We start from the raw sequence: 23,975 nt of genomic DNA, 5'->3' as shown, positions 1-23,975 counted from the left end.
AGGAATTACTTAGATTTTTTTTGACGGCACCATTAGCATTTGAACAAATATGTTTAACGACCTTGCAGTTACGAAGTGTAGTAAAATCCAAGTTCTCTCTGAACGGTTTGAGGCAGTTCAGGCAAAGCCGAACGCGGAATGAGAAAAGTCGAGAGATTGAAAAAATCGGTAAAGATGCGATGAGCGTCAACGGTCTTTTTCAGATACTGATGTCCTGAAGAGCCGCCTGTGCCAATTTTTGTGCCAATCATGCGTTGCACCATCATGGCGTGTTGATAGCGCCAGGTCGTAAAAAGCTCATCGATTTCGATAAGCGTATTGATTAAGCGGAAGGGCTGATGCAAAATCGGCTGCTCACGGTAGAGCAGAATAAGCAAAGCGGCTTGCGTGGCACGATGCGACAGTCGCCGCAGACCTTGCTGGCGTAGGCGCTCGTATTCAGTCTCATCAAGAATAGCAAGGAAGTTGGCTTCTGTTTTTTGCAAGGTCTCAAGTTCGCGTGATTTTTCAGCCGCAGAAAGTGTCGGGTTAGAAAGAATGGTGTTGCGATCGTGCTGTAGCATCTCAGAGACGGCATGCTTGTAGCTTTGCCAAAAATCAAAATTGCCAAATGAAAGAAAGGGCGTTCGTTCTAGCCAGGCTTCAACAAGTTCAAAAAGCGAGGGTTTAGATTCAGAGTGCTTGACCAGCTCTTGATGCTCTGCACGAAGGCGATGGTCATAAGCCGCTTGGTTGAAATTAACACGCAGCTCTCGCTGCAAGCCCAATCGATTTTCAATGAGACGAAACTGCACGCTTTGAAACCCAGAGGCGGGTGAAAGAAAATCACGAAACTCGAGGAAATCAAGCGGCGTCATGGTCTCCAAAATACGGAACTGATCGATCGAGACTTTTTGAATTTCGGTGATGCGCTGCAGGCGTGCAACTGCTACGCCGAGATTTTTTTCATCGACAAACTGGCTTTCGAACATCTCACAGACGGATTCAAGCTCATGCAAAATTTGCTTGAACCATAGCTCGAAGGCTTGGTGGACGATAATGAAGAGCATTTCATCATGGGCGGGTGTGCCAAACTCTGCGCTGCGTAGCACTTGTGCGGAAAGCAATTGCTCTAAGCGAAGGTAATCGGCATAGTATGCAGGTGGATAGGGCTTGGTCATGGCTTGAACGATTTAATTGAGCATAGCATTACGTGCAAACTAAAATGTGATTAGCGTATTTTTGGCGAAATGTCATTGCCGTAAAATCTAACAAAATTTTAGGGGTGAAACGGATAGCAACTTACACTTTGGGTTGCAAACTCAATGCAGCGGAAACCGCAAGTTTAGCGCAAACCTTCTTGAAGCAGGGCTATGTGCTGGTGCCGTTTGGTCAAGAAGCCGATGTAACGATTATCAATACTTGTACGGTTACAGAAAACGCTAATGCGAAGTGCCGCAACATTGTGCGTCGTGCATTGCGTGCTGCCCCAGAGAGTTTCGTAGCTGTCATCGGTTGCTACGCCCAACTCGAGCCTGAAGAGCTTGCCGCAATTGAAGGGGTAGATGTAGTTTTAGGAGCGAAAGAAAAATTTGATCTCCCGCACTACATTCGTGCGCAAAAGAATGAAGAAGCGCAAATTTTTGTCAGCGATATTGACGCTGTCGATACCTTTGGTGTTGGGCACTCGATTGCTATAGGCGGTGCGCAAGATCGAACGCGAGCCTATCTCAAAGTACAAGATGGCTGCAATTACAACTGCTCTTACTGCACGATTCCACTAGCGCGAGGAAAAAGTCGCTCCGAATCAATCGAAAACATTCTGCAACAAGCCAAGATGCTGCTTGATGCAGGCTATCAAGAAATCGTACTGACTGGTGTCAATATCGGCGACTATGGCAATAAGCCTGATGGCTCACGAGGAGATCAAATTTCTTTGAGCTGCTTCAAGCTTTAGACAAACTTCCAATTCCACGTATTCGTATTAGTTCTATTGAGCCGAACTTACTAAGCAGCGAAATGATTGATTTTATTGCTAGGTCGGAGCGCATTGTGCCACATTTTCACCTGCCAATGCAGTCGGGTTCAGCGGAGATTTTAAGGCTCATGCGCCGCCGTTATACCAAAGAGCTTTACCGCACGCGTGTGCTTGAAGTCGTAGAAAAAATTCCTGATGTATGCATCGGTGCTGATGTGATTGTAGGCTTCCCAGGCGAGAGCGATGAGCATTTTGAAGAGACATATCACTTCATTGAGTCGCTGCCGATTGCGTACTTGCATGTCTTCACATTTTCAAAGCGTCCGAACACAGCTGCAGCTGAGGCTATTGACCAAGGCGAGCTAGAAGAAACGCCAAGCAAGGTCAAACAAGCACGAAACCGAAAACTCCAAGAACTCTCATACTTTAAGAAGCGCAGTTTTATAGAACGCTTTTTGGGCAAGAAAATGCTGGTGCTCTTCGAGGATGAATTTTCTGACAATGAAGAGCTTCGCGCAAAACCTCTCCAAGATGACAAATTGTACTGTTTTGGACATACCGCAAACTACTTGCGTGTGAGTGTAGAAATACCAAGCAAAGCGTGGGCAAAAGAAAACTTAGTTGGAAAGTTTAAGTGCGTCACACTCCTTTCACTAGATAGTGAGTTAAATGTTATTGGCACACTTGCAGAAACGGTTTAGTGCTAAACCGTCAAAAACGGTTTTGCAAAACTAAGTGCGCAAAAAGTGTGGTAAGAACTTTTTATGCAGGTTGCGTGTAGATTTGAGTCGTGGCTTCGAATGTGTATCTTGCAAACCAGGTCTTGGAAACAAAAAGTGAAAGGTAGTATGGCAGTATGTGGTTGTCTTATTTTCAACTAAACCGAATGTCTATGATTGGCGCAAAAAAGCCTTTCACTGAAGAGGCAGTGGCAGCAGTGCCGCTCATGCGTTACGATGTGTATTATCATCAGATGCCAGATGGGACGGTCAAGCAAATCAACCCTTTCAATGGTACGGAAGTCTGGTCTGTGCCCGGACGCGGGAGTAAACCGCTGGACAACGAGGCGCCTGAAGCGGTAGAACAACTTGAACCAAAAGAGAAAGAAGATTATTGCTCGTTTTGCGAGACACGCTACTTTGAAACTCCACCTGAAAAGTTCCGCTTGGTTCGTCAAGGCAATAGCTATCAGAAATTGCATCAACTTCCTGCATCACAGTATTTCAATACGAAAGCAGAATTTCGGCGCGTGCCAAATCTCTTCGAGATTGTCTCGCTCGACTACTGGCGGCTGAACTACAATTTCAAGATGACAAAAGCGCAACTTGAATGGCGTGAAAAGTATTTGAGCGAACCTGAAGGCATGAAGCATGTGCTGAATGTAATTGACTACAAACTTTCTAAACTTGGCAGAACCCCTGAGGAAATCAAGGCTACATCAATTGACGAGAAACTCGCCATGGCAGATGCCTTTTTCGGAGGTAGCCATGAACTGATCATTGCAGGGCGGCATCATAAGAGAGGGGCAACAAAAAGCAACGAACTCTTTAGCTCGGGTGAAATGACCCCTGATGAACACGAAGCCTACTTTGTGGCTACTATTGATGCCCTGCGCGATATCTACGCAAACAATCGCTATGTGCGCTATGTGAGCGTGTTCCAAAATTGGCTGAAGCCGGCAGGAGCATCATTTGATCACTTGCATAAGCAACTGGTTGGCTTAGATAGCTGGTCAATCTCGATTGAAAATCAAGTGCAAATGGTGCGAAACAATCCTAATGTCTTCAATGAGTATGGACCAAACCTTGCTATTCACTACAACCTCGTCTTTGCCGAAAACGACTATGCTATTGCCTACTCCGCAATTGGGCATCGCTTCCCAACCATTGCAATTTATTCCAAAGCAGCTCATGCGCGTCCACAAGACCATACAGCTGAAGAACTGCGTGGCATGAGCGACTTGGTACATGCCTGCCACACTGCAATGGGTAGTGCAATTTCATGCAACGAAGAATGGTATTACACGCCTATTGATTCTGTCTATAACATGCCATGGAAGATTTTAATTAAGTGGCGAATCAACATTCCTGCTGGCTTCGAGGGCAACACGAACATTTATATCAATCCAATTAGTCCTGTTGAGTTGCGCGATAAAGTTGTGCCACGTCTTTACAAAGTGCGTGAAGAAGGGCTTATCGCAAAAGGTATTGCAATTGCTGAAGAGTGTCCGTGTCGCCTCAACTCGCTCAAATACTACATGCGTTAGACCAAAGCACTTGACAAAATGATAAAACTAGATCGAAAAGTTTTCCTAAACTCGCTTAACCGCGAGTTTTTTTATTGCTGAAAAAGTCCACAAAAGGAAAATCAACGGCTTGGTTTTGTTTTGCCTAAACATTAAAATTGAACTTGTCCTAAATTTTTAAGGCAGTCTTAGCTTTTTTTGAGGCTTATGACAAAGCTCAAAAAACTGGGCGCAAAGAAGAACGCGTTAGTTCATCATAACTCTATCAAAAAGGAGGCTTTTCAATGAGAGCAAGTTCTCTACACAAGATAATTTTTCAACTTTACCTGTGTATGCTGATAGCGCTAACCGCAGGAGTTGCAAGAGCACAGACCACGACCGGCGAAATCCGTGGTGTGGTCATAGATGCGCTGTCGAAAGAACCGCTAGTTGGCGCGCAGGTCAGCATCAAGGATACGAAAATCGGTGCGGCAACAAACATCAACGGTGAGTTTGCGATTCGTCGGCTTCAGCCCGGTGAATACACTGTGGTTGCACGTTACATCGGATATAGAACGGCAACCAAGACCGTAAGCGTAACGGCAGGTGGCAGCACAAAAGTTGACTTAGAGCTTACACCGAGTGCGGTTCAAGCCGATGAATTGATTGTAACAGGTCAAGGTGTAGCGACAGAGAAACGCAAATTGACTACGGCTGTTGAGACTATCGGTGCCGATAGGATTGATGGTGCAGTAAATAAGTCTCTGGATCGACTCTTGCAAGGCAATGTGCCGGGCTTGACAGCATATTTGCCATCAGGTCTGCCGGGCGTAGGTGCACGCATTCAGACGCGCGGTGTTAAAAGCGCACTGGGGAGCACCAACCCTGTAATCTATGTTGATGGTGTGCGCGTTGATAACAGCGATAACTTCGCAGGTGCATTTGGTCGTGGTGGACAAGTCAGTTCCGCACTGGCAGATTTGCTTGTCGGCGATAACATTGAGCGCATTGAGATCATCAAAGGCGGAGCCGCCTCTACGCTCTATGGCTCTGATGGTGCAAACGGCGTAATCCAAATTTTCACAAAGAAAGGTGCAGCAGGTGAAGCGAAGTGGACCATCGGTGTGAATGTGGGTGCCGATAGCCCCGAACTACGTTGGCTCTATGAACGCTATCTGGAAACAAATTACTTTCAAACACCTTTCTTCCAACAGTACCGCTTGGGTGTAACAGGCGGCAGTGAAGCCTTGAGCTACAATATCAATGCAAAGGCGCAAGACTCGCGCGGACTGGTAATCGGCGATAGAGTGCCAGACCGTTCATTCAATGCGGCTGCCGGCTTGAAAGCAATTGCCTCAGAAAAAGCTGATGTGGAAGTCTCTGCAAGCGTAACGCGTACGCAGTTTGGCAATCCGCTGCTCAATAATGCCTTTAACGCTTACAACTCCATTGAAACAGAAGCACGTCTGCATCCTTATGTGCTGGGTGTAGTGCGCCGACTGGATGTGGGCACCCCAGAGCGACTGCGCTTCGTTCAAGATAGTCTCTTCCAGCAGTGGCTGATTCCTGAAAATCCAGAACAAGTTACACGCCCGATTCTTACGCTAAATTTGAACTATGCACCTATCAAGGAGTTCACCAACCGCTTCACGATAGGTATTGACTATCGCTATAATGAAGCGCGAGATATTATTCCAGTCAATCCGGGCGAAGCTTCAACCCGCTGGGGTCTATCAACCGAAGTTCGCGCGACTTCACACAAATTACCTTGGCGTACACAGGTAACTACAAACTGCCTGAATTGGGTCCACTCACAACACAAATTGCTTTCGGTTTCCAAGGATTCCGCCAAGAGACCAGAGAAATTTTTGCAACAAGCTCCCAAATTGCCCCCGGCACACGTGATTTTGATAACGCTGCAGTGATTACAGCGGGTGAAGTTAATTCACAACTTTTTACTGGGGGAGCCTTTATCAATCCCGTGATTGGTATCAACGACCGTATCTTCTTAGACTTAGGTGTGCGTATCGATGGGAGTACGGCGTTCGGACAGCAAGTCAGCTACCTTTTCTATCCAAAAGCAGGTATCTCGTGGAATGTCTCTGAGGAAGGATTTTATCCTGATGCACTCAAGGATGTGGTATCAGGGATGAAACTCAGAGCGGCGATTGGAACTGCAGGTGAATTTCCACCGCCATTTCTGCGCGACCGTACCTTCGGAATTAACCCATACCTCGGTGATGTAACGATTACATACGCTAACTTCGGTAACCGCGAACTTAAACCCGCCATCACAACCTCCATTGACTTAGGCATCGAACTCTCACTGTTTCAAGATCGCGTGTCGTTTGAGTTCGACTGGTATCGTCAAGAGACGACAAACTCCTTCTTCTCGGTGTTCCAAGATCCTGCTTCGGGCTTTATCGGCGCACAGCAAACCAACATTGGAAAAATTGAAAATGCTGGCGTTGAGCTTTCGCTAAAAGCAAATGTGATTCAAGAGCAGAATTTTGATTTGAGCGTGCGTGCCTCTTACACCACCTTGTACAATCGTCTCACCGATCTTGGCGGTTCAGCCCCGTTTGCGGTAGGAGGGTTTGCCTATGCACAAACCCGTGCTGAGCAAGGCTATCCCATCGGTGTCATCCGTGTCAATGTCCCTGAAGCTGGTCCTGATGGAATCTGGCGTGGTGGGTTCAGACAAGAATTGCGTGGTTCGCCTGTGCCATCGTCCTATGGTTCATTCGGCTTAGATATGACCATTTTCCGAGACCTAAGCGTCAGTGCACTCTTAGAGTACAGTATCGGTGCGCAGTTGCTCAATCAGTGGAGAGCACGTCGACAGGTAAATGCCTTTGGCTTCCGTAACCGTGAAGCCGGTTCATTAGAGACAACCTATCCCGTTTATCCTGAAATCGGCGAATCGCTGATTCGTAACCCACTCACAAATGATGCGATTTATCCCAGAGACCCACAGTCGGTAAGTTTGCTCATTGATGGCAGCTGGATAAAGTTGCGCGAAATAAGCCTGCGCTATCGTGTACCACGCTCACTGTTCAGCAATTTGTTTGCAGGGGTGACACTTTCAGCATCAGTCAGAAACCCAATTGTGCTGCTGGCTCACCCAGAAGTTGACCCAGAGACACAATTTATCCGCGAAGGTCGTGGCTTAAATGTAGGCGGCATCGTGGGTGGCACAATCAGTGCGCCACGCCAATTCCGATTTGGTATTGATGTCAATCTCTAATCTGAAAAGTAGAGATGGATTGGCATCTGCATTTACGAAACCTAAAAATCAAATAACCAATGAAAACTTTACTAAAGAAGACAAGAAAAATCTCAATATGGCTGCTTGCAGCGTCCTGCTTTGTAGCAGGAGTTGCAGCACTAAACTTCAGCTGCGCTCCGGGCAATCTCTTTGACCCGACGCGCGTGCAAAATGACAACGTCACAGAAGACAACCTGATTGCAAATCCAGACAATACAACACGTGGCATTTTAACTGGGCTGCGGCGCACATTGACGATTGGCTATGGCGCGCTGGGCACGCTCACGGAACTTGCTTCAGATAATTATACCAATGCCACATCATTTGTCTCCCAACTTTTGGATACACCAAGCTTGATTGCTGGCACAGACTTAACACTCAGCGGTGGGGCAGCCTATTTTAACTTGCTCCGAGTTAATGCGGTCGCTGAATTTGCCTTCACAAGCATTATTCCTAACGACCGACAAGCCACAAACTTGCAACGTGCTGAAATTCGATTCTTGCAAGGCTTGGCCCTCATTCTGTTGGCAGAAAACTGGTCTCGCTTCCCGATCGAAGACAAGGGGCAGCCAAGAACGGCGCGAGAGGTGATTGAAATTGCAGTTCAACGTTTGCAGGAAGCCCAGACATTCGCCGCCACTACGCCAAGTGTAACAGCAGCAAATAACCTTGGAGATGGCGTAGGCGATATTCGTGCAAACATTCTCCTCGCACTTGCGCGTGCGCAGCGGCTATTGGGCAATAAAGAGGAAGCACGTCGCAATGCTGAACAGGCTCTGCAACGCCGAGCAGATTATGTCTATTATGTGCGCCCAGACATTACCAATGGTCCCGTGCCAGACATTTACAATCATACTCTGATTCGGACAGATAACAACTTCCAACCGCTGCCACGCTTGGAGTTCTTGGACCCAAAGTGCGCAAGCATTCAAGGTGCGACGCCACTGCCTCTCCTGAAAACCGAAGAGTGCCACTTAATTCTGGCAGAGATTGCGCTCTCGCGTAATGAGCTGCTTGAAGCACGAGCACAAATGCGCAGCGCAGTTGCACTGGCGCGCAGCCGACCAACAGAGTTATTCTCTGATGCAAATGAACGCCGCATTGCAAGTCCAGCTGGACCATCGCTGGCGGCACTAACCTCAGCAGCAAATTTCCCTGGTCCAGGAAACCTACCCTCACGCATTTTGGTGCTTTCTAGTCCCTCTGTGAGACTGACAAGCAACGCAGATTCTGTCTATGCAGCCTCACTCGTGCGCCGACGCGGAGCAGGCTCACCTCAATTTGCACTGCCTGTCATCTCAGGTACAAGTCTGACTACAGCAGATATTGATGCACTGCCCGCAGACCGTACCGCCATGGTACGCACACTCTATCTGCTGCGTCAGGAAATTTTCTTCCTGGAAGCACGGCGCATGAGCGACCTTGGCATTCGCTTCCCCGTGCCAGAGCGTCAAACGCAGACCAACCCCAACATGCCGCTGGGTTCGCCCGGCACACTGGTAACCGTGCCAGAGTGGATACCAGCTGGGAATGCAGCACTGAATACATACACGGTAACCACATCAGGTCCCTTTACTATCGTTACCATTCAAACGGATATGAATGACGTGATTTCAAGAAATATCACAAGAATCTCACCCTTTGCAGGGTTCTAAATCAGCGTTCAACTCTTAAAAAATTTGAACTCAAACACTTATGCCTAAACACAATAAAGTTCTCACTTTGATACTCGTCGCAGGGCTTAGCCTCTGGGCTGGAGCCTGCACGATTAAAGCAACGGACTACGAGCTACCAGCACTGACAGCCGTACGGTTTGTGCATGCAGCGCCAAATGCCCCCAGTGTGAATGTGCTGCTCAATGACAATAAATTCAATGATACCACCTTCGCCTTGCTGGGAGCTACAACACCGACAGGTGCACCTGTAACCATTGCATTTCAAGGCACCACTGGGTTTGTGCCTGTCAGTGCAGGAACAACGCGTATTCGTGTGTTTCCAGCAACCCCAAGAGCAAGACCTACAGGAAATGTGCAACCTGTGATTGATGCTACCGATGATTTTCCAGCAGATGGTGCAAAAACTTACTTCGTTGTGGGCAATGCAGCACCGCTCTCAGTGGTTATCAGCGATGATAAAATTTTGACCGATATTTTAGATACCGTGAATTTTGCTAATGCGATTCGTGCTGGACGTGGCGGCGTGCGTGTAGCGCATATGTCACTCTCGGCATCGCCAATCAACGTCAATGTCGTCGCGCAGCGCGTGGGAGCAACCGCAGCAAGCACGCTCTTTTCAAACATAGCGCCACGTACCATTTCAGATATCGCACAAGTTGATGCGGGCAACTACAATATCTTTGTGCTCCGAGCAGGTGCTGCTGATACCTTGGGCAGATTAACAAATGTTGCAATTGGCAGCCGCCGTGTCTTTACAGTTATGGCACGTGGAACAGCTGATAGCACACGCCCGGGCTCACCGGCAGCCTTCGGCTTAACGTTGCTAACCGATAGATAATGCACGGAAACTCAAACTGATTTTCATGACGCTGACAAGATTCAAGCCTATCTTGTCAGCGTTTTCTTTTTAGCCAACAACACTCAAGTCGTATTTTTGAAATAAAGTGCTCAACCAAAAAGTAAATCCAAATGGCGATTGAAGAAGTCGATGTTGCAATTGTCGGCGCAGGACCCGCAGGCGCAAGCACAGCAATCGGACTAAAAAAAAACACCGCTGCGTATTGCCGTCTTCGATAAAGCCAAATTTCCACGCGATAAAGTCTGCGGCGATGCACTCAGCATCAAAATATCGGAAGCCATGAGGCAACTTTCGCCTGATTTGCCACAAAAATTTGAACACTTCGCAGAAAAAGTGTGTACCAACGCAGTCAAAATTGTCTCACCAAGTAATGATTGTTTAGAAATTGTCTTTAAGCCAAAGAAGCATTTTTCAGGCAGTACAATTGGCTATGTCAGTCGCCGCATAGATTTCGATAATTTTTTGGTCGAGCAATTTCGCAATGCCCCGAACATCACGTTCTACGAAAATACCCCGATTGACGCTGTACAGGTGCATCGTGAGTATATTGAACTGCAAGCAGAGGGGCACAGCATACGCGCAAAAATCGCCGTTGCCGCCGATGGGGCACACTCGCTCTTAGCAAAGCGACTTGCGAACTTCAAGCTCGATGAGCAACATTACTCTGCAGCCGTGCGTGCTTACATCAAAGGCATAGCTGACACACGCCCTGAAAATTATGTAGAGTTCTATTTGCTGCGTGACCTCAGACCAGGATACCTCTGGATATTTCCACTCCCGAACGGATTGGCTAATGTTGGCTTAGGTATGCTTTCAGCAGCGCTGCACAAAAAGCGTATCAATCTGCGCCAAAAACTCCTTGAGATTCTCCGCACACACCCGCAAATTGCCTCACGCTTTCGACATGCGGAGATTGTGGGCGACATCAAAGGCTTTGGATTGCCGCTTGGTTCAAAGCGATTTCACATTTCAGGTGAGCGCTTCTTGCTCACGGGCGATGCGGCGTCGCTCATTGACCCACTCACTGGCGAAGGCATCGGTGAAGCCATGCTCTCAGGCGCCTTTGCAGCAAAGCATATTCTCAACTGCTTCAAAGCGCAAGACTTTTCTGCCGTATTCAATAAACAATATGATGAAATGGTTTATGGCAGACTGATGCCGTCGTTCCGATTGCACAGTGTGTTGCAGAAAGTTGCAGCAACGCCATTTCTTGTCAATTTGCTGGTGCGCAAAGTCGGGCGAAGCGAGTATCTGAAAGATACTGTGGCAGGAATGGTCGAAAACTTTGAACTACGCAAAAGACTGGGGCAGCCTAGTTTTTACTTGCGTCTCTTACTCGAGTGAAGCAGAAGAGCGCAGCTCTTGCAGGCGTGCTAAGCCTTTCTTGCCAATATCGCGCCGATACACCGCACCATCAAAATGAATATGTGAGACGGCTTCATAAGCATCTTTAAGTGCCTGCTCGAGTGTCTCGGAAATTGCGCTTACAGCAAGCACTCTGCCGCCAGCAGTGTAAAGTTTGCCATGCTCAAAGCGCGTGCCAGCATGAAACACCACAATCTCGCTGCCGCCTTCTGACGAACATGTGCTATCAAAATGACAATGACCAGTAATCAACTTGCCAGTTTCGTAGCGATCAGGATAGCCTTGTGATGCCATGACAACTGTAGCAGCAAACTTGGGCAAGATTTCAAGTGAGCAAGAAAAAAGATTGCCATGCAATGCAGCAAGCAAAACCTCAAGCAGCGGGGTGCGCAGCAAGGGCAAAACAACTTGTGCTTCAGGATCGCCTAAGCGCGCATTGAACTCGACCACTCTAGGTTCATCAGCGTGAATCATAAGTCCCACATAAAGAAAGCCTTGATAAAGATTACCTTCTTCACGCATGCCACGCAAGGTCGGTTCAACAATGCGCGTCTCGATTTTGTGAAGAACTTCAGGGGTAACAATCGGTGCTGGAGCGTAAGCCCCCATGCCACCGGTGTTCTTCCCAGTGTCGCCATCACCAATGCGTTTGTGATCTTGCGCAGTAGGCAGAATTTTGTAGTGAATCCCATCCGTGATAAGAAAAACACTGGCTTCTTCGCCGGGCAAGAATTCCTCAATAATGACTTCCGCCCCTGCATCACCGAAAACTTTTTTTCAAACAGCGCAGTAAGGGCCTCGAGGGCATCACCTTTGTGATAAGCGACGGTAACCCCTTTGCCACCTGCAAGGCCACTGGCTTTTACAACGATAGGAAAAGCCTGTCGCGATGAAATATATGCGCGTGCAGCATCGTAATCAGTAAAGTGTCGAAATGGAGCCGTGGGGATATTGTGGCGCTGCATAAAAGCTTTCGCAAAAGCTTTGCTGGTTTCAAGTTGCGCAGCACGCTTTGTTGGTGCAAAGATCGTCAAGTGCTCTTGTTGAAATCTATCCGCAATACCAAGTGAAAGAGGTTGCTCTGGTCCAACGACTGTAAGGTCAATTTTTTGGAGTGCGCAAATTGCACGAGAGCGTCTATGTCGGTTGCTGCAATCTCAACGGCTTCGGCAATTGAGCCGAGGTAACGAATTCCACCGTTTCCGGGTGCAACAAAAATTTTTTCAACTTCTGGTGACTTAGAGAGTGCCCAAGCAAGCGCGTGCTCCCTGCCACCATTCCCGACAACTAGAATGTTCATCAGCGTTTGCTTTGGATTAAGAAAATCTAAAGATACGATTTTGCAGTCATTGCAAAGAAAGCCAAATACAAGTCAGTCGGTTCGCAATTTGGCGCTTTGCTATGCGTGCATCACACCGTTGTATCTCAAAGACCTGCACGCAGCGAAAGAATGAAATTTCTGCCAGGTGCAACAAGACCTGAACTGTACGGACGATAGCGCACATCCGCCAAATTTTCTATGCCTGTGCTAATCGTGAGCACATCGGAGAGTTGGTACATAGCTTTGAAATTGAGTGTAAGCCAAGCAGGCGAGAAAGGTTGTCCATTCTCATCACGTGCGTAAATGAATGGTTTATCGCGCTCTTCAAGGTTAAGATTGTCAAAGCTCACTTCACCGCTGTACATCACATAGAACTGTGCTTCTAACTTAGGCATAGAAAAACCAAGACGACTGATGCCAAAAAGCGGCGCAGCATGTCGAGAACGGCTGAGTTCGCCATTGTCCATTTCTTCGGTGCCGATTTGCCAATTGAGGCGCGATGAGAAATTAAAACCAAGAGGCAACTGTAGGTCGAGTGCAGCTTGAATGCCGTAGACCGTAGCAAATGCGGCATTTTGTATAGCTTGTGCGCGCTTTAAGCTGCCATCGAAAAAGATGCTGTCACGTCCATCAATTTGAAAGTTGCGCCGTACCATAGCACCATCTAAAAACGTGTAGTAGCCAACAAGTTCGAGTTTTGCGCGCTCACCGAAAAGTTTGGTAATGCCGATTTCGCCATTGTAAGCATACTCTGCACGCAGGTTAGGATTAGGCAAGACAACCGTGTTCAGAGGTTGGTCGAAGACTTTGCCAATGTCGTCGACATTCGGTGCACGAAATCCTGTTGACCCATTCAGAGTGAGTGTCCACTCATCACCAGGTGAATAGATAACGCCAAGACTGCCGGTCAGCGCACCATTGCTGAGCGAAGCCGTCGTGAAATTAAACGGGAAGAATCGAAGGTTGCGCGTAAAATCAGATGAATTAGAAAAATAGTTGTAGCGCGCGCCAGATTGTACGAGCACTTGTTCAGAGGCACGAAATTGATAGTTCAGATATGCGGCGTAAGACGACCACTTGGATTGTGGGTAACGGTCAGCAACCGGCAACGGTGCGCCCGTGCGAATGTCTATGCCAGAGCCATTTGATTGGACATCATTGAGCACCACTTCGGCACCATAGTAAAAACGATGTGGACCGACAAACTTCGTGATATCGAGATTGAGAGAGTATGCAGTAACGTCTTCAACCTGTGTGCGCAAGCGAAATCGTTGTCCGCCGCTGAAATTTCGGTCGATGCGACTCTCTTGGAAATACTGCAACCCAAAGCGCAGTGTGGCAACATCATAGAATGCATGGTCAGTATGATTTGAAATACTCAAATTGTGCATGGTCCACTTTTGTGGTCCGTAGTTCCAGACTGCGCTGCGCGGCAAGCCATTTGCAGTTGTTTCAATGAGCCTATCGTAACGCGCATACTCGGAAGTTTCTGAAAAGTGAAACCCATACTGTACATCCCATGCATCGGAAATCTGCGCACGAACTTTTTGCATTAAGTTAATTTGCGAATAGCTATTTGGTCGTTGTAGAAGAGGATTATCGTTTGTAACAATGCGGTCGAGGCTATCGATGCGAACCACATAAAATGGGCGTAGGTATTCGTCGCGACCGTTGCGTCCCATCAGTAAGTCGCTGAAAGCGTAGCTACTAAAACTTGTCAGCAAGGCAATGTTTTTCCAGCCGATGTTGAGCTCGAAGTGCCCAGTTTGTTCGGAGTTCGCAGAAGAGAAGCGTCCGAGCGCAGAAGCGTTGATAAAAACATCATCATCGTTAGCTGAGAATTTTGGTGTAAGTGTCTGAAAGTTCATCACGCCGCCGATGGCATCACTGCCGTAAATCACAGAGCCCGGACCGAAGAAAACTTCTGTGTTTTCAATTGCAAAGGGGTCAAGCGAGATAACATTTTGAAGGTTGCCAGCGCGAAAAATAGCCGTGTTCATGCGAATACCGTCGACGGCATAGAGCAAGCGGTGCGTAGCAAAACCACGAATCATGGGGCTACCGCCGCCTTGCTGACTTTTCTGAACAAAGACTTCACCAGAACTGCCAAGCAAATCGGCTGCAGTTTGTGGATTAAACAAAGCAACATCTCTTGGTGAAATCACTGTAATTTTGCTGGGCACATCGTGTTTGCGCTGCTCCCAGCGTGTGGCACTGACAACAATTTCATTGGCTGAAATAGGTGATGCAGTAAGAAAGACCTCAAAACCGCGCTCCTTAATCGACGCATAGCTTAGGCTAATTGACTTATAGCCATATAACCAAATGTCAATTTTTTCAGAGCCTTTGAAGGCAGAGATGTTTGCTTCGCCCTTGGCATTTGTTGTAGCGGAAAGTGCCAGCGATTGACTTAGGATTTTAACGCCAGCAAGCGGTTGCTTGGTATCTTTATCGCGCACGGTGAGGATTTGTGCAGTAAGAAGAGCAGGGGAAAGTAAAGCAAGAAAAAGTACGACAAGTTGTCTCACTTTCAAGGATAGATTGTATTTTTTACTTCTGAAATGTGCCTGAGCTCTGCGACCAGCGAACATTTCCTTATAGAGACAAAAATGCAAAACTTTGAGCTTAGTTCAATAAAGTATGCCGTGCTGTGCCTGCAATTATGGCTTACGCTGCTGGGCGTGCAAAGCCTACAGGCACAAAGCCGTGAGGCAATAATGCAGAAACTTTCGCCTGCAGTGCTGCGCCGAATTGAGCAAGCAAAAGACAGTGAGCGTCTCAAAGTTATTGTGCAGATAAAACGCAAGTCAGCGCGTGTGTATCATCCTGAAGAGTTGCTTTCAGCCAGAGCTATTCAGCGGCGAATGAAAATGGTGCGGAGTGGGGCATTGCCGAGTGTCATCACAGAAGAAGATATGCCGTTTGATGAAACGGATTTGCAAGAAGTCGCCAAAAGAGGGCTCAAGATTCGGCATACCTTGAAATGGCTTGGCGCAGTCAGTGGTGAGATTCAAGCCAGAGATTTGCCAGCTCTCGTAGCTTGCGATGCCGTCAGGGCAATTGATGAACTGCCACAGCATAAAAAAACAGACAGAAGCAATTTAGATGACGACCCTATTTTTGAATCACTAAGAGCAGTACCAGCCTTAGAATTAAGTCGTGCACAAAAGTCAGAGACAGGTGCGATAGGAACGAAGCTTACACAAACGAACACGATTGACTACGGGCAATCGCTAGCACAGCTTGTGCTCTGCAACATTCCAGAGGTTCATCAGTTAGGTATTACAGGACGTGGTGTGTTGATTGCAAATTTTGATGCAGGCTTCGGGAATCTGACACATGAAGCATTCCACACGCTGCGTGTCGTTGCACGATATGATTTTGTTGCAAACCGTAGCGAATTAGGTGTTCACGCACACGGTACAGCAACGATGGGCGTCATTGCAGGCTATCAGTCAGGAAGACTTATTGGAGTAGCCTACGATGCGCAGTATGCTTTGGCGCGCACAGAAGATGCACGGTCAGAAACGCCTGTTGAAGAAGATAACTGGGCGGCAGCAGCGCAGTGGGCAGATAGCTTAGGTGCTGATATTATCACAAGCTCGCTGGGCTACCTGGATTTCGACCCACCATTTCCACCATACCGATGGCAAGATATGGACGGTCGCACAGCAATTTCAACACGAGCCGCAGCACGTGCCGCGCGCCTTGGTATTGTGGTCGTAAATAGTGCCGGTAATGCCGGGTTTGTTGCAGCGCCAGCCAATACCTTGAGTGCACCAGCAGATGCCGATAGCATCATCAGTGTTGGAGCGGTAAATAGCACAGGTGTGCGGGCACCGTTTAGTTCTGTTGGTCTAACTGCAGATGGTCGAATCAAACCAGATGTGATGGCGGCAGGTGTTGGCGTCTTTACTACGGGTCTTGCTACGCCATCGAGTTATGTCGTTGCAAACGGCACATCATTTTCGTGTCCAATTGTGGCAGGTGTTGCAGCGCTCCTGCTCTCTACAAATCCAGCGCTAACGCCAGTGCAAGTGCGAGATATTCTAAGACAAACAGCAAGTCAGAGTCATGCGCCAAATCGTGAAATGGGCTGGGGTATTGTCAATGCGAGGGCTGCACTGGAGCGTGCGCGTCAAGTGTCATCCGTAGAAACATCGTCAAAGGCAGATAAAGCGTTTGAGCTCTATCAAAATTATCCGAATCCATTCAATCCGACAACGGTGATTGCATATCAACTGCCTGTAGCAAGCGAAGTGAGTCTAAAAGTGTTTGACGCACTTGGGCGGGAAGTTGCCACGCTGGTGCGTGCAAGACAGGATGCAGGACGATACAGTGTGCCTTTTTCTGCTGCAACTTCTCGTCTTGCATCAGGTATCTATTTCTATCGCTTGCAAGCAGGAACATTTTCAGAAACAAAGAAGATGCTGCTTGTAAAATAGTGTGACTGACCGATTTCTGCTTCTCAAAAAAATCAACAGAACTTATCCAAATGCTAATGAACGCAGCAAAACAAACCTTCCCACCAAAGAATGAGCAGCTTGACCTGATTTTGCGTAATACAGTGGAAGTAATTCCTGTCGAGGACTTAGAGCGCAAAATTGAGCGTAGCCTTGCAACCGGCGAGCCGCTCAAAGTTAAACTCGGCGCTGATCCTTCACGACCGGATTTGCATCTTGGGCATGCAGTAGTCCTACGCAAACTGCGCGATTTTCAAGATTTAGGGCACCTTGCCATTCTCATCATCGGTGATTTTACCGCAATGATTGGCGATCCTTCGGGCAAAAGTAAAACGCGCCCGCAACTTTCGCGCAAAGAAACACAGCAAAATGGGCAAACCTACTTTGAACAAGCCTCAAAAATTCTCGACAAAGACAAAACTATCATTCGATACAATTCAGAGTGGCTAAGTAAGATGACATTTGAAGATGTAATTCGCTTAGCAAGCCGATACACTGTAGCCAGAATGTTAGAGCGTGATGATTTCACAAATCGCTATAAAGCAGGTGAACCTATTGCGATTCATGAGTTGCTTTATCCACTGGCACAAGCAATGGATTCGGTAGAACTCAAAAACGATGTCGAGCTTGGCGGCACTGACCAAAAATTCAATCTCTTGGTCGGGCGCGACATGCAGCGTGAATATGGCTTAGCTGAAGCTCAAGTGTGTATCACAATGCCGCTTTTAGAGGGCATAGATGGTGTTCAAAAAATGTCAAAGTCGCTCGATAATTATATCGGCTTCAATGATCCACCGCGTGAGATGTATCAACGGATGTTGAAGGTGCCAGACAGTCTGATGATGAAATATGCACAATACACGGGCGTGCTGAACGCGAGCGACCTAAAAGTGCTGGAACAGCTCTTGAAAGAATCACCACGAGAAGCGAAGCATTTTCTTTGTGAAAAAACGGTAGCCTTCTTTCATTCAGCAGAGGCAGGTCTGCGCGAAAGAGAAGCGGCAGAGAGCATTGCTCAAGGTGAAGCGCCTGATGATATTGAAGAAGTGCATGTCAGTACTGATGAAATTGGTTTGTTAGATGTGATGGTGCTGGCTAAGGTAAGCACATCAAAAAGTGAAGCGCGTCGACTTGTAGAGCAAGGAGGCGTAAGTGTAGATAATCTTAAAGCCAGTGATGCCAAGCAAATTTTGCGACTCGATAGTGAGAAAATCATCAAGGTCGGCAAACGCAAATTTTTCCGCGTAAGAAAAGTTTGAAGGAGCGCTCTTTTACAAAGTCGCACTGACCGAGAAGTATTCAACACAGATTAAAAAACAAAAGGCGAATATCCATTCGCCTTTTATTGAGTTCATGCTTATTGAGGCTTAGCAGCGCAGGCAAAGCAGGTTACTTCATCTTATTTTGCAGATTCTTGAAGAATTCGCTGCTGCTTTGCGGAGCAGCAGCTGGTGCAGGTTTAGGTGGTGCTTGTTCCGCCGTTGATGCGCCAGTACCAGTTTTCTGACCGATGCGTTGCAAGGTCAGTTTGCTGATGAGTTTCAAAGTCTCCATCAAACCAATGCCTTTGAAAGCAACAGCTTCCGTGTATGGAAAGCCATAAGGATTGAGTTCGCGTTGCAGTTCCTCAATCGAGTAGACATTCGGCAAGTCGCGCTTATTGTATTGGATGACGACAGCGAATTTGGCAAGGTCAATGCCATATTCGGCAAGGTTATCTTTCAAATTCTCTAAGCTCTCTTTATTCTCTTGCATTTTGCCTTGTTGCGAATCTGCAACAAACACGACACCATCGACGCCATTGAGCACAAGTTTGCGTGTCGTGTTGTAATAGACTTGTCCCGGAACAGTGTAAAGTTGGAACTTGGTGTTAAAGCCTTTGACCGAGCCAAGTGAAAGCGGAAGAAGGTCAAAGAAGAGCGTACGGTCTTGCTCTGTGGCAAGTGAAATCATCTTGCTGGCAGCGTCTTGGGGTACCATCTGGTGAATGACTTGCAAGTTTGTGGTCTTGCCGCTCATACCGGGACCGTAGTAGACGATCTTGATGATAATCTCTTTGTTCGCGTAGTTGATGTTCGCCATTGTCGTCAGTGAGAAATTTAGATGTTTTGGAACTCTGGTTTAACAATACTTGCAATACGATGTGCGGCGTCTTGAACTACAGACTGCAATTTATCTAAGTTTTCCTTTTTTGAAAAAACAAGCAAAAATACGTCAAATATCGGAACAACAATAATTAGACGAGTCTCTTGCACAATGCAAAGTTGATTTGCCGATTCACCAAGTTCTTGAAGTTGGCGGAAGACCCCGTCAAGCAGTTGATGAAAAATTGGAGAAAGAGCCACATGTGCATCTTTGCTTGCAAAAGAACTGGCGAGCGTGAGACCGTCGCTATCGGCTACAAGTGCACCTTCCACGGAAGAAAGCTCAGAAAAGAGCGAAAGTCCATCGCTGAAGTTCATAAAGATTCGTCTATGAGTCGGTGTGAAATCTTAGAATTTGCAATTTACTAAATCGGCGACAATTACGAAAGCGCCTACAAAATTTTCTTGATGGTCTCGGATTCTCGGTCAATGGCTTTGAACATATCGCCTGAAGAGACATGAGCAGGAGAGATGACAATAAAGAGAATGTCATTGCCCTGCACATTGCGAATCATTACAGTTTTGTTGCTGTAGCGCAAAACAATTTCGTTGAGTCCGCCGCCAGAAATAGACTTACCAACGGCAAAAATTCCAGGTAGGAGTTTGGAGATTTCATCGCCTGATTTGGTTAAGTCGATAGCAGATTGACTAACGCGCTTATCTAGAACAAAGCCGGTATGCGTAACGAGGAAAGCTGCTTCAGCACGCGCATTTTCCAAAACGCGATCGAGCATGCGAGATGTATCTGCCACATCATCTTTAGGTGCAGCTGGGGTTTGGATACGAATCGTCGGCTTCGGCGTTTGGGACTCTGGTGCAGGGGCGTCGCCAAGATCCATGCCCATAGCTTCGATCATTAATTGTTCCCAACTCTCAACAATTGTAACGGTGGGCGGGATTTGTTCAATCGTGTCAAAGCTGCCGCCGCGCCATGTGAGAATTTCAAAAAAGGCATCTTTGCCTGAGCGTGGCGTGCTGGTTTCAGCATGGGTGATGTTGCCTTTGTTGAAGCAAATGATGCCTTCAGCACCGCCATCGCCACGCTTGATGTGCAGTGTGGAAGTTACACGCGAAAGACAGTTCATCTGGATGACATCCATCAGTTGCAAACCCGGGATAACGCCTTGAATGCTCTCGGAAGAGGACTGCGCTTCGCTCTTAGCGGCTTGCTCACGGCGAGCAAAAAAATCCTCGACCACACCAAAGAGCTTCTCTAAGTCGAACGGCTTTTCAATGTAGAGCAGAGAGCCACGACGTGAGGCTTCCTCTTGAACGGCTGCCGAGCCGTAGGCGGTCATCACAATGACGCCAATATCAGGATAGGTCGTGCGAATGTGGCGCAATAAATCAATGCCTTGAACTTTGCTATTCGGCATTTTCAGGTCAGTAATGACAAGATCGAAAGGCTCTTGTGCAAGAATTTGCTCAGCAAGATCGCCACTTTGTGCATGCTTGGCGTAGTAACGACCAGAGCGCGAGAGCGTTTTCAAAATACCAATTGGAATGTTTTCTTCATCATCGACTATGAGCACACGTCGATGACCCACGGAATCTGCGACTTGAGTAGACATAGCTGTATGCGTGAAGTTTTAATTTGGCGACACAGTGAAACTTCTCTGAAAGATGTGTGGCATGTTAAGAATATAAACATGTTTTTGGCGATGTTCAAAGTAGCCAAGAAGATATTCTGGCTTAGGAAAAATTGGTTCTCGTGTAACCAGCGCTGCATCAATCGGTAAAATTTGGTGTTCCTCAACAGGTGTTACAGGAAGCACTTCGTCTACGGTTGAGCAAAACGTGACGCCTGAGACTTCAAAAATGACAGTAGAATCCATCGTGATGGAATCCGCTTGGCGATAGAGACCAATCTGCAGCACGTTGTCCAAAAAAAGTTTGGCAATAAACCGTTTGTTATAGAGCACGAGCCCGCCAAAATTTGGTTTGAGAAGAGGCGCCTCAAGGTGCGGAATCACAGGTAGAGCGCGACGCACATATTCAGCTGGTATACCGAAGTGGAAACGCCCAATACGTACAACAAAAAAGGATTTCATCACCAAACTCAAAGATTGCCAGTCGATTGAACATACTCAGCGACGTATCGGAAAGCGTGCTGTACGTCAATAAGCAAAAGATGCGACCGATTAAACTCAACTGCTAATGGGTAAAGATGAGGATAAAGAAACACTTCCTGCGGTAAAGGAAAGCTTGTCTCAGAGCGAAACTTCCCTAAAACGCGCGAGACGAGCACGGCAAAAGGGGGTTCAGCTTGAATGACAATGACCACTACTTTTTCAAGCGCAGATGATTCAAGCGCAGATGAAGGCGAAAGTAGAAAAAAATCAGCAAGATTCAGCAAGGGAATTTTTGCATTTTGATAAAAGTAAGAGCCCAGATACGGCTCAATGAGCAGACGATTATCGGATGAGGGAAGCTCGACGATCGACTTAACGACGGCTGTATCTATGCCAAAAAGCTTGCCTGCGATTTCAGCAACAACGGCTTCACCTGAATATGTGAAAGGCACATGCTGACCAAGAGCAACAGAAGACATAATTGAGCGCAATTAGGATACGAAGTTTTCAATCGTCTCAATAAGTTGTTGCGGATCGAAGGGTTTGTTGAGAAAAGCATTTGCGCCAAGTTCAAGACCTGTACGGCGGTGTTTATCGCGGCGCGCGCCGTAACGATAATAATCGGTAAATCTTGATACTCTGGCATTTTGCGAATTTCAGAGACAAGTTCAAAGCCGTTCATGCGTGGCATTTCAAGGTCGCTGATGACAAGGTCAGCGTTCGATGTAGGCAAGCGGTTCAAAGCCGCAAGACCATCATCAGCAGAGATAACGGTAATGTCAGCAGTTTTCAGAACGGATTGAACATACTTGCGGACGCTAGGCGAGTCGTCGGCATGAAGCACTGTAATTTTAGCCCCTTTGCGACGGCGACGCTTAACCGTAGGCATAATCGGCTCCGTGCTAACTGCAATGGTTTCTGCTGCGGCACTGTCAACCGAGACATGCACATCACGAGAGCGAGATTCTTCGGAGCGTAAGAGATAATCAATATCTAAAATGATAATCACCTGACCGTCGCCAAGAATTGTGGAGCCGATAACACCGGGAACGTTGCGTAAGTGTTTGCCGAGGGTCTTGACAACGATTTCTTCCTTGCCGATAAGTTTTTCGACTGCAACAGCAACTTTTTTCTGCTCTTCTTCGAGTTGAATGATAACGACAGCTACTTTAGCTTTGAAATGCAAAACATCGGATTGATACCCGAGTACGTCATTGAGGTATCGCAATTCAATGCGTTCATCACGCAGCGTGATGTAGCGCTTGCCATCCTCGTCTTGCTCAATGATATCTGTTGAAATATAGCTTGTCTCAAGCACGGGCTCGAGTGGAATCGCATAGGTTTGGTCGAGCGCTGTAACCAGCAAGGCATCGCCGATAGCGAGCGTCAGTGGCAAAGAAATGATAAACTTTGTGCCTTTACCTGACACCGTCTCGATGTTGGTGGTCCCTTTGAGCCGACGAATGGTGTTTTGTACCACGTCCATACCGACGCCACGACCTTGCAATTCCGTAACTTTATCTGCTGTGCTAAAGCCCGGACGGAAAATGAGTTCAGTGGCTTGTGCAGGGGTCATTTTTTCAGCTTCTTCGGGCGTAATCAGACCGACTTTAATCGCTTTGGCTTTAACTTTCTCAATGTTAATCCCGCCGCCGTCATCTTCAACTTCAAGAATGACGCGACTGCCTTTCTGATAAGCGCGCAGTGTAATCGTGCCGACCGGCGATTTCCCGTGAGCAAGGCGTACATCAGGCGTTTCGATACCGTGTCCAATAGCGTTACGCACAATGTGCATCACAGGCTCAATGACGTCTTCCATCACAGTCTTATCCAATTTCGTCTCTTCGCCTTCAGTGACAAGATTGATTTCCTTTTGCTCAATTTTGGCAATATCACGCACAGAGCGGCTGAAGCGCGTGAACATTTGCTTCACTGGCACCATGCGCATGCCGACGATTTCTCGGTTGAGGTCGTTGGCAATGTTGCTGACCTTGATCACGTTCTGGTTAAACAAACTGCCAATGCTCTTTAGGTCAGAGATTGACTCATCAAAGTTCAAAATGGCAGATTTGATGTCGCGCGAGATGATGTCCAATTCGCTAAAACGGTCAAACTCCGTTTCCGAGAACTCTTTAAGCACATCGCTGTAGCTTGCAAGCGCACTTGATTCCTTGCTCCCTTTCTGAATCATCGTCATCACCTTCTTGCTAATCTGCGCAAGCTGAGAACGCTCTTTGTTAAATCGGTTGATGCTTTATTGAACGCCAAGAGTTCATTATTCAGACGGTTTCGGGCAATGACGAGTTCGGCAGAAAGATTGACAAGGTTGTTGAGAGCGCGAATGTCAATGCGCACAGTCTGTTCGGCAACGCTTTGTGTGCGACGTTGCTGGGCACTGGCTTCAACTGTTTCAATCGCTTTGCTCGTTTGCATCTCGCTAAGCGAAAGTACAGCGCGAATTTCACCGAATTTTTCGAGTTGTTCGGTGTAATTTTTGAGGATTGCAACGAGGTTGTCTTTTTGTGGGTGGTCGTCTTTGCCCGTGGCACGGAAGGTTTTGAGCATATCGCCGATGACATCGGCGGACTTGAAGAGCACATCAATAGGATTTTTGAGGCTGTGAGGT

17 protein-coding genes and 2 pseudogenes are annotated in these 23,975 nt (G+C 47.3%); 9 read left to right on the top strand and 10 right to left on the bottom strand.

The annotated features are described in order from the left end of the window. Window positions 1-68: 68 nt before the first annotated feature. Window positions 69-1,160 (bottom strand): tryptophan 2,3-dioxygenase, encoded by a 1,092-nt coding sequence (locus CMR00_10525; protein PIO47423.1) that lies wholly within the window; start codon window positions 1,158-1,160, stop codon window positions 69-71. A 95-nt stretch (window positions 1,161-1,255) separates the two neighbouring features. On the opposite strand from CMR00_10525, the pseudogene CMR00_10520 reads away from it, so the two are divergent. The 7 genes and pseudogenes from CMR00_10520 to CMR00_10490 all read left to right on the top strand — a co-directional run bounded on the left by CMR00_10520 (window position 1,256) and on the right by CMR00_10490 (window position 11,328). Then, a pseudogene (locus tag CMR00_10520) lies at window positions 1,256-2,658 on the top strand (tRNA (N(6)-L-threonylcarbamoyladenosine(37)-C(2))-methylthiotransferase MtaB). 272 nt (window positions 2,659-2,930) lie between these two features. Then, a complete protein-coding gene (locus CMR00_10515; GenBank protein PIO47429.1) occupies window positions 2,931-4,223 on the top strand; it encodes a DUF4921 domain-containing protein in 1,293 nt (430 codons plus the stop codon). A gap of 263 nt (window positions 4,224-4,486) precedes the next feature. After that, a complete protein-coding gene (locus tag CMR00_10510) occupies window positions 4,487-6,106 on the top strand; it encodes a hypothetical protein (protein PIO47422.1) in 1,620 nt (539 codons plus the stop codon). Continuing rightward, window positions 5,905-7,428 carry a hypothetical protein gene (locus tag CMR00_10505; protein ID PIO47421.1) on the top strand — a complete coding sequence of 508 codons (1,524 nt, stop codon included), beginning with the start codon at window positions 5,905-5,907 and terminating at the stop codon, window positions 7,426-7,428. Before CMR00_10510 ends, CMR00_10505 begins: the two co-directional genes overlap by 202 nt. Before the next feature lie 59 nt (window positions 7,429-7,487). After that, entirely contained in the window at window positions 7,488-9,104 is a 1,617-nt protein-coding gene (locus tag CMR00_10500) for a hypothetical protein (GenBank protein PIO47420.1), read from the top strand. Between the two features lie 40 nt (window positions 9,105-9,144). Then, window positions 9,145-9,963, top strand: coding sequence for a hypothetical protein (locus CMR00_10495; protein PIO47419.1), 819 nt, complete (start codon window positions 9,145-9,147; stop codon window positions 9,961-9,963). A 216-nt stretch (window positions 9,964-10,179) separates the two neighbouring features. Then, window positions 10,180-11,328, top strand: coding sequence for a geranylgeranyl reductase (locus CMR00_10490; GenBank protein PIO47418.1), 1,149 nt, complete (start codon window positions 10,180-10,182; stop codon window positions 11,326-11,328). On the opposite strand, the pseudogene CMR00_10485 reads toward CMR00_10490, so the two are convergent. Both CMR00_10485 and CMR00_10480 read right to left on the bottom strand, forming a co-directional pair. Then, window positions 11,317-12,649, bottom strand: a pseudogene (locus CMR00_10485) (phosphoribosylamine--glycine ligase). The gene CMR00_10490 and the pseudogene CMR00_10485 overlap by 12 nt on opposite strands. A gap of 125 nt (window positions 12,650-12,774) precedes the next feature. Next, the gene (locus CMR00_10480; GenBank protein PIO47417.1) at window positions 12,775-15,261 is read right to left on the bottom strand and encodes a TonB-dependent receptor; all 2,487 of its coding nucleotides are present in this window, start codon (window positions 15,259-15,261) and stop codon (window positions 12,775-12,777) included. Between CMR00_10480 and CMR00_10475 the strand changes: the two genes are divergently transcribed. Continuing rightward, complete coding sequence (locus CMR00_10475) at window positions 15,232-17,115, top strand: hypothetical protein (protein PIO47416.1); 1,884 nt, start codon at window positions 15,232-15,234, stop codon at window positions 17,113-17,115. The two genes, CMR00_10480 and CMR00_10475, sit on opposite strands and share 30 nt — an antisense overlap. 56 nt (window positions 17,116-17,171) lie before the next feature. Beyond that, window positions 17,172-18,392, top strand: a complete 1,221-nt coding sequence (locus tag CMR00_10470; protein PIO47415.1) for a tyrosine--tRNA ligase — start codon at window positions 17,172-17,174, stop codon at window positions 18,390-18,392. 130 nt (window positions 18,393-18,522) lie between these two features. Here CMR00_10470 and CMR00_10465 read toward each other — a convergent pair whose 3' ends face one another. From CMR00_10465 to CMR00_10435, 7 genes are all read right to left on the bottom strand, one after another. After that, window positions 18,523-19,215, bottom strand: a complete 693-nt coding sequence (locus CMR00_10465; protein ID PIO47414.1) for a gliding-motility protein MglA — start codon at window positions 19,213-19,215, stop codon at window positions 18,523-18,525. Window positions 19,216-19,232: 17 nt separating this feature from the next. Next, on the bottom strand, window positions 19,233-19,595 hold the full coding sequence (locus CMR00_10460; protein ID PIO47413.1) for a hypothetical protein: 363 nt from the start codon (window positions 19,593-19,595) through the stop codon (window positions 19,233-19,235). A 74-nt stretch (window positions 19,596-19,669) separates the two neighbouring features. Further along, window positions 19,670-20,848: a hypothetical protein gene (locus tag CMR00_10455; protein PIO47412.1), complete on the bottom strand. Its 1,179-nt coding sequence runs from the start codon at window positions 20,846-20,848 to the stop codon at window positions 19,670-19,672. 18 nt (window positions 20,849-20,866) lie between these two features. Then, on the bottom strand, window positions 20,867-21,328 hold the full coding sequence (locus CMR00_10450; GenBank protein ID PIO47411.1) for a hypothetical protein: 462 nt from the start codon (window positions 21,326-21,328) through the stop codon (window positions 20,867-20,869). A gap of 8 nt (window positions 21,329-21,336) precedes the next feature. Further along, window positions 21,337-21,828, bottom strand: a complete 492-nt coding sequence (locus CMR00_10445; GenBank protein ID PIO47410.1) for a hypothetical protein — start codon at window positions 21,826-21,828, stop codon at window positions 21,337-21,339. Further along, window positions 21,738-23,546: a hypothetical protein gene (locus tag CMR00_10440; GenBank protein ID PIO47409.1), complete on the bottom strand. Its 1,809-nt coding sequence runs from the start codon at window positions 23,544-23,546 to the stop codon at window positions 21,738-21,740. The genes CMR00_10445 and CMR00_10440 overlap by 91 nt, the downstream gene beginning before the upstream one ends. Continuing rightward, a partial coding sequence (locus CMR00_10435) for a hypothetical protein (GenBank protein ID PIO47408.1) occupies window positions 23,546-23,975 on the bottom strand: 430 nt, incomplete at its 5' end. The genes CMR00_10435 and CMR00_10440, both read right to left, overlap by 1 nt.

Origin of the sequence: [Chlorobium] sp. 445 (assembly GCA_002763895.1) — a bacterium.
Lineage (GTDB): Bacteria > Bacteroidota > Chlorobiia > Chlorobiales > Thermochlorobacteraceae > Thermochlorobacter.
The sequence above is the reverse complement of the archived record's forward strand: the minus strand, read 5'-3'. Positions and strand labels throughout refer to the sequence as shown.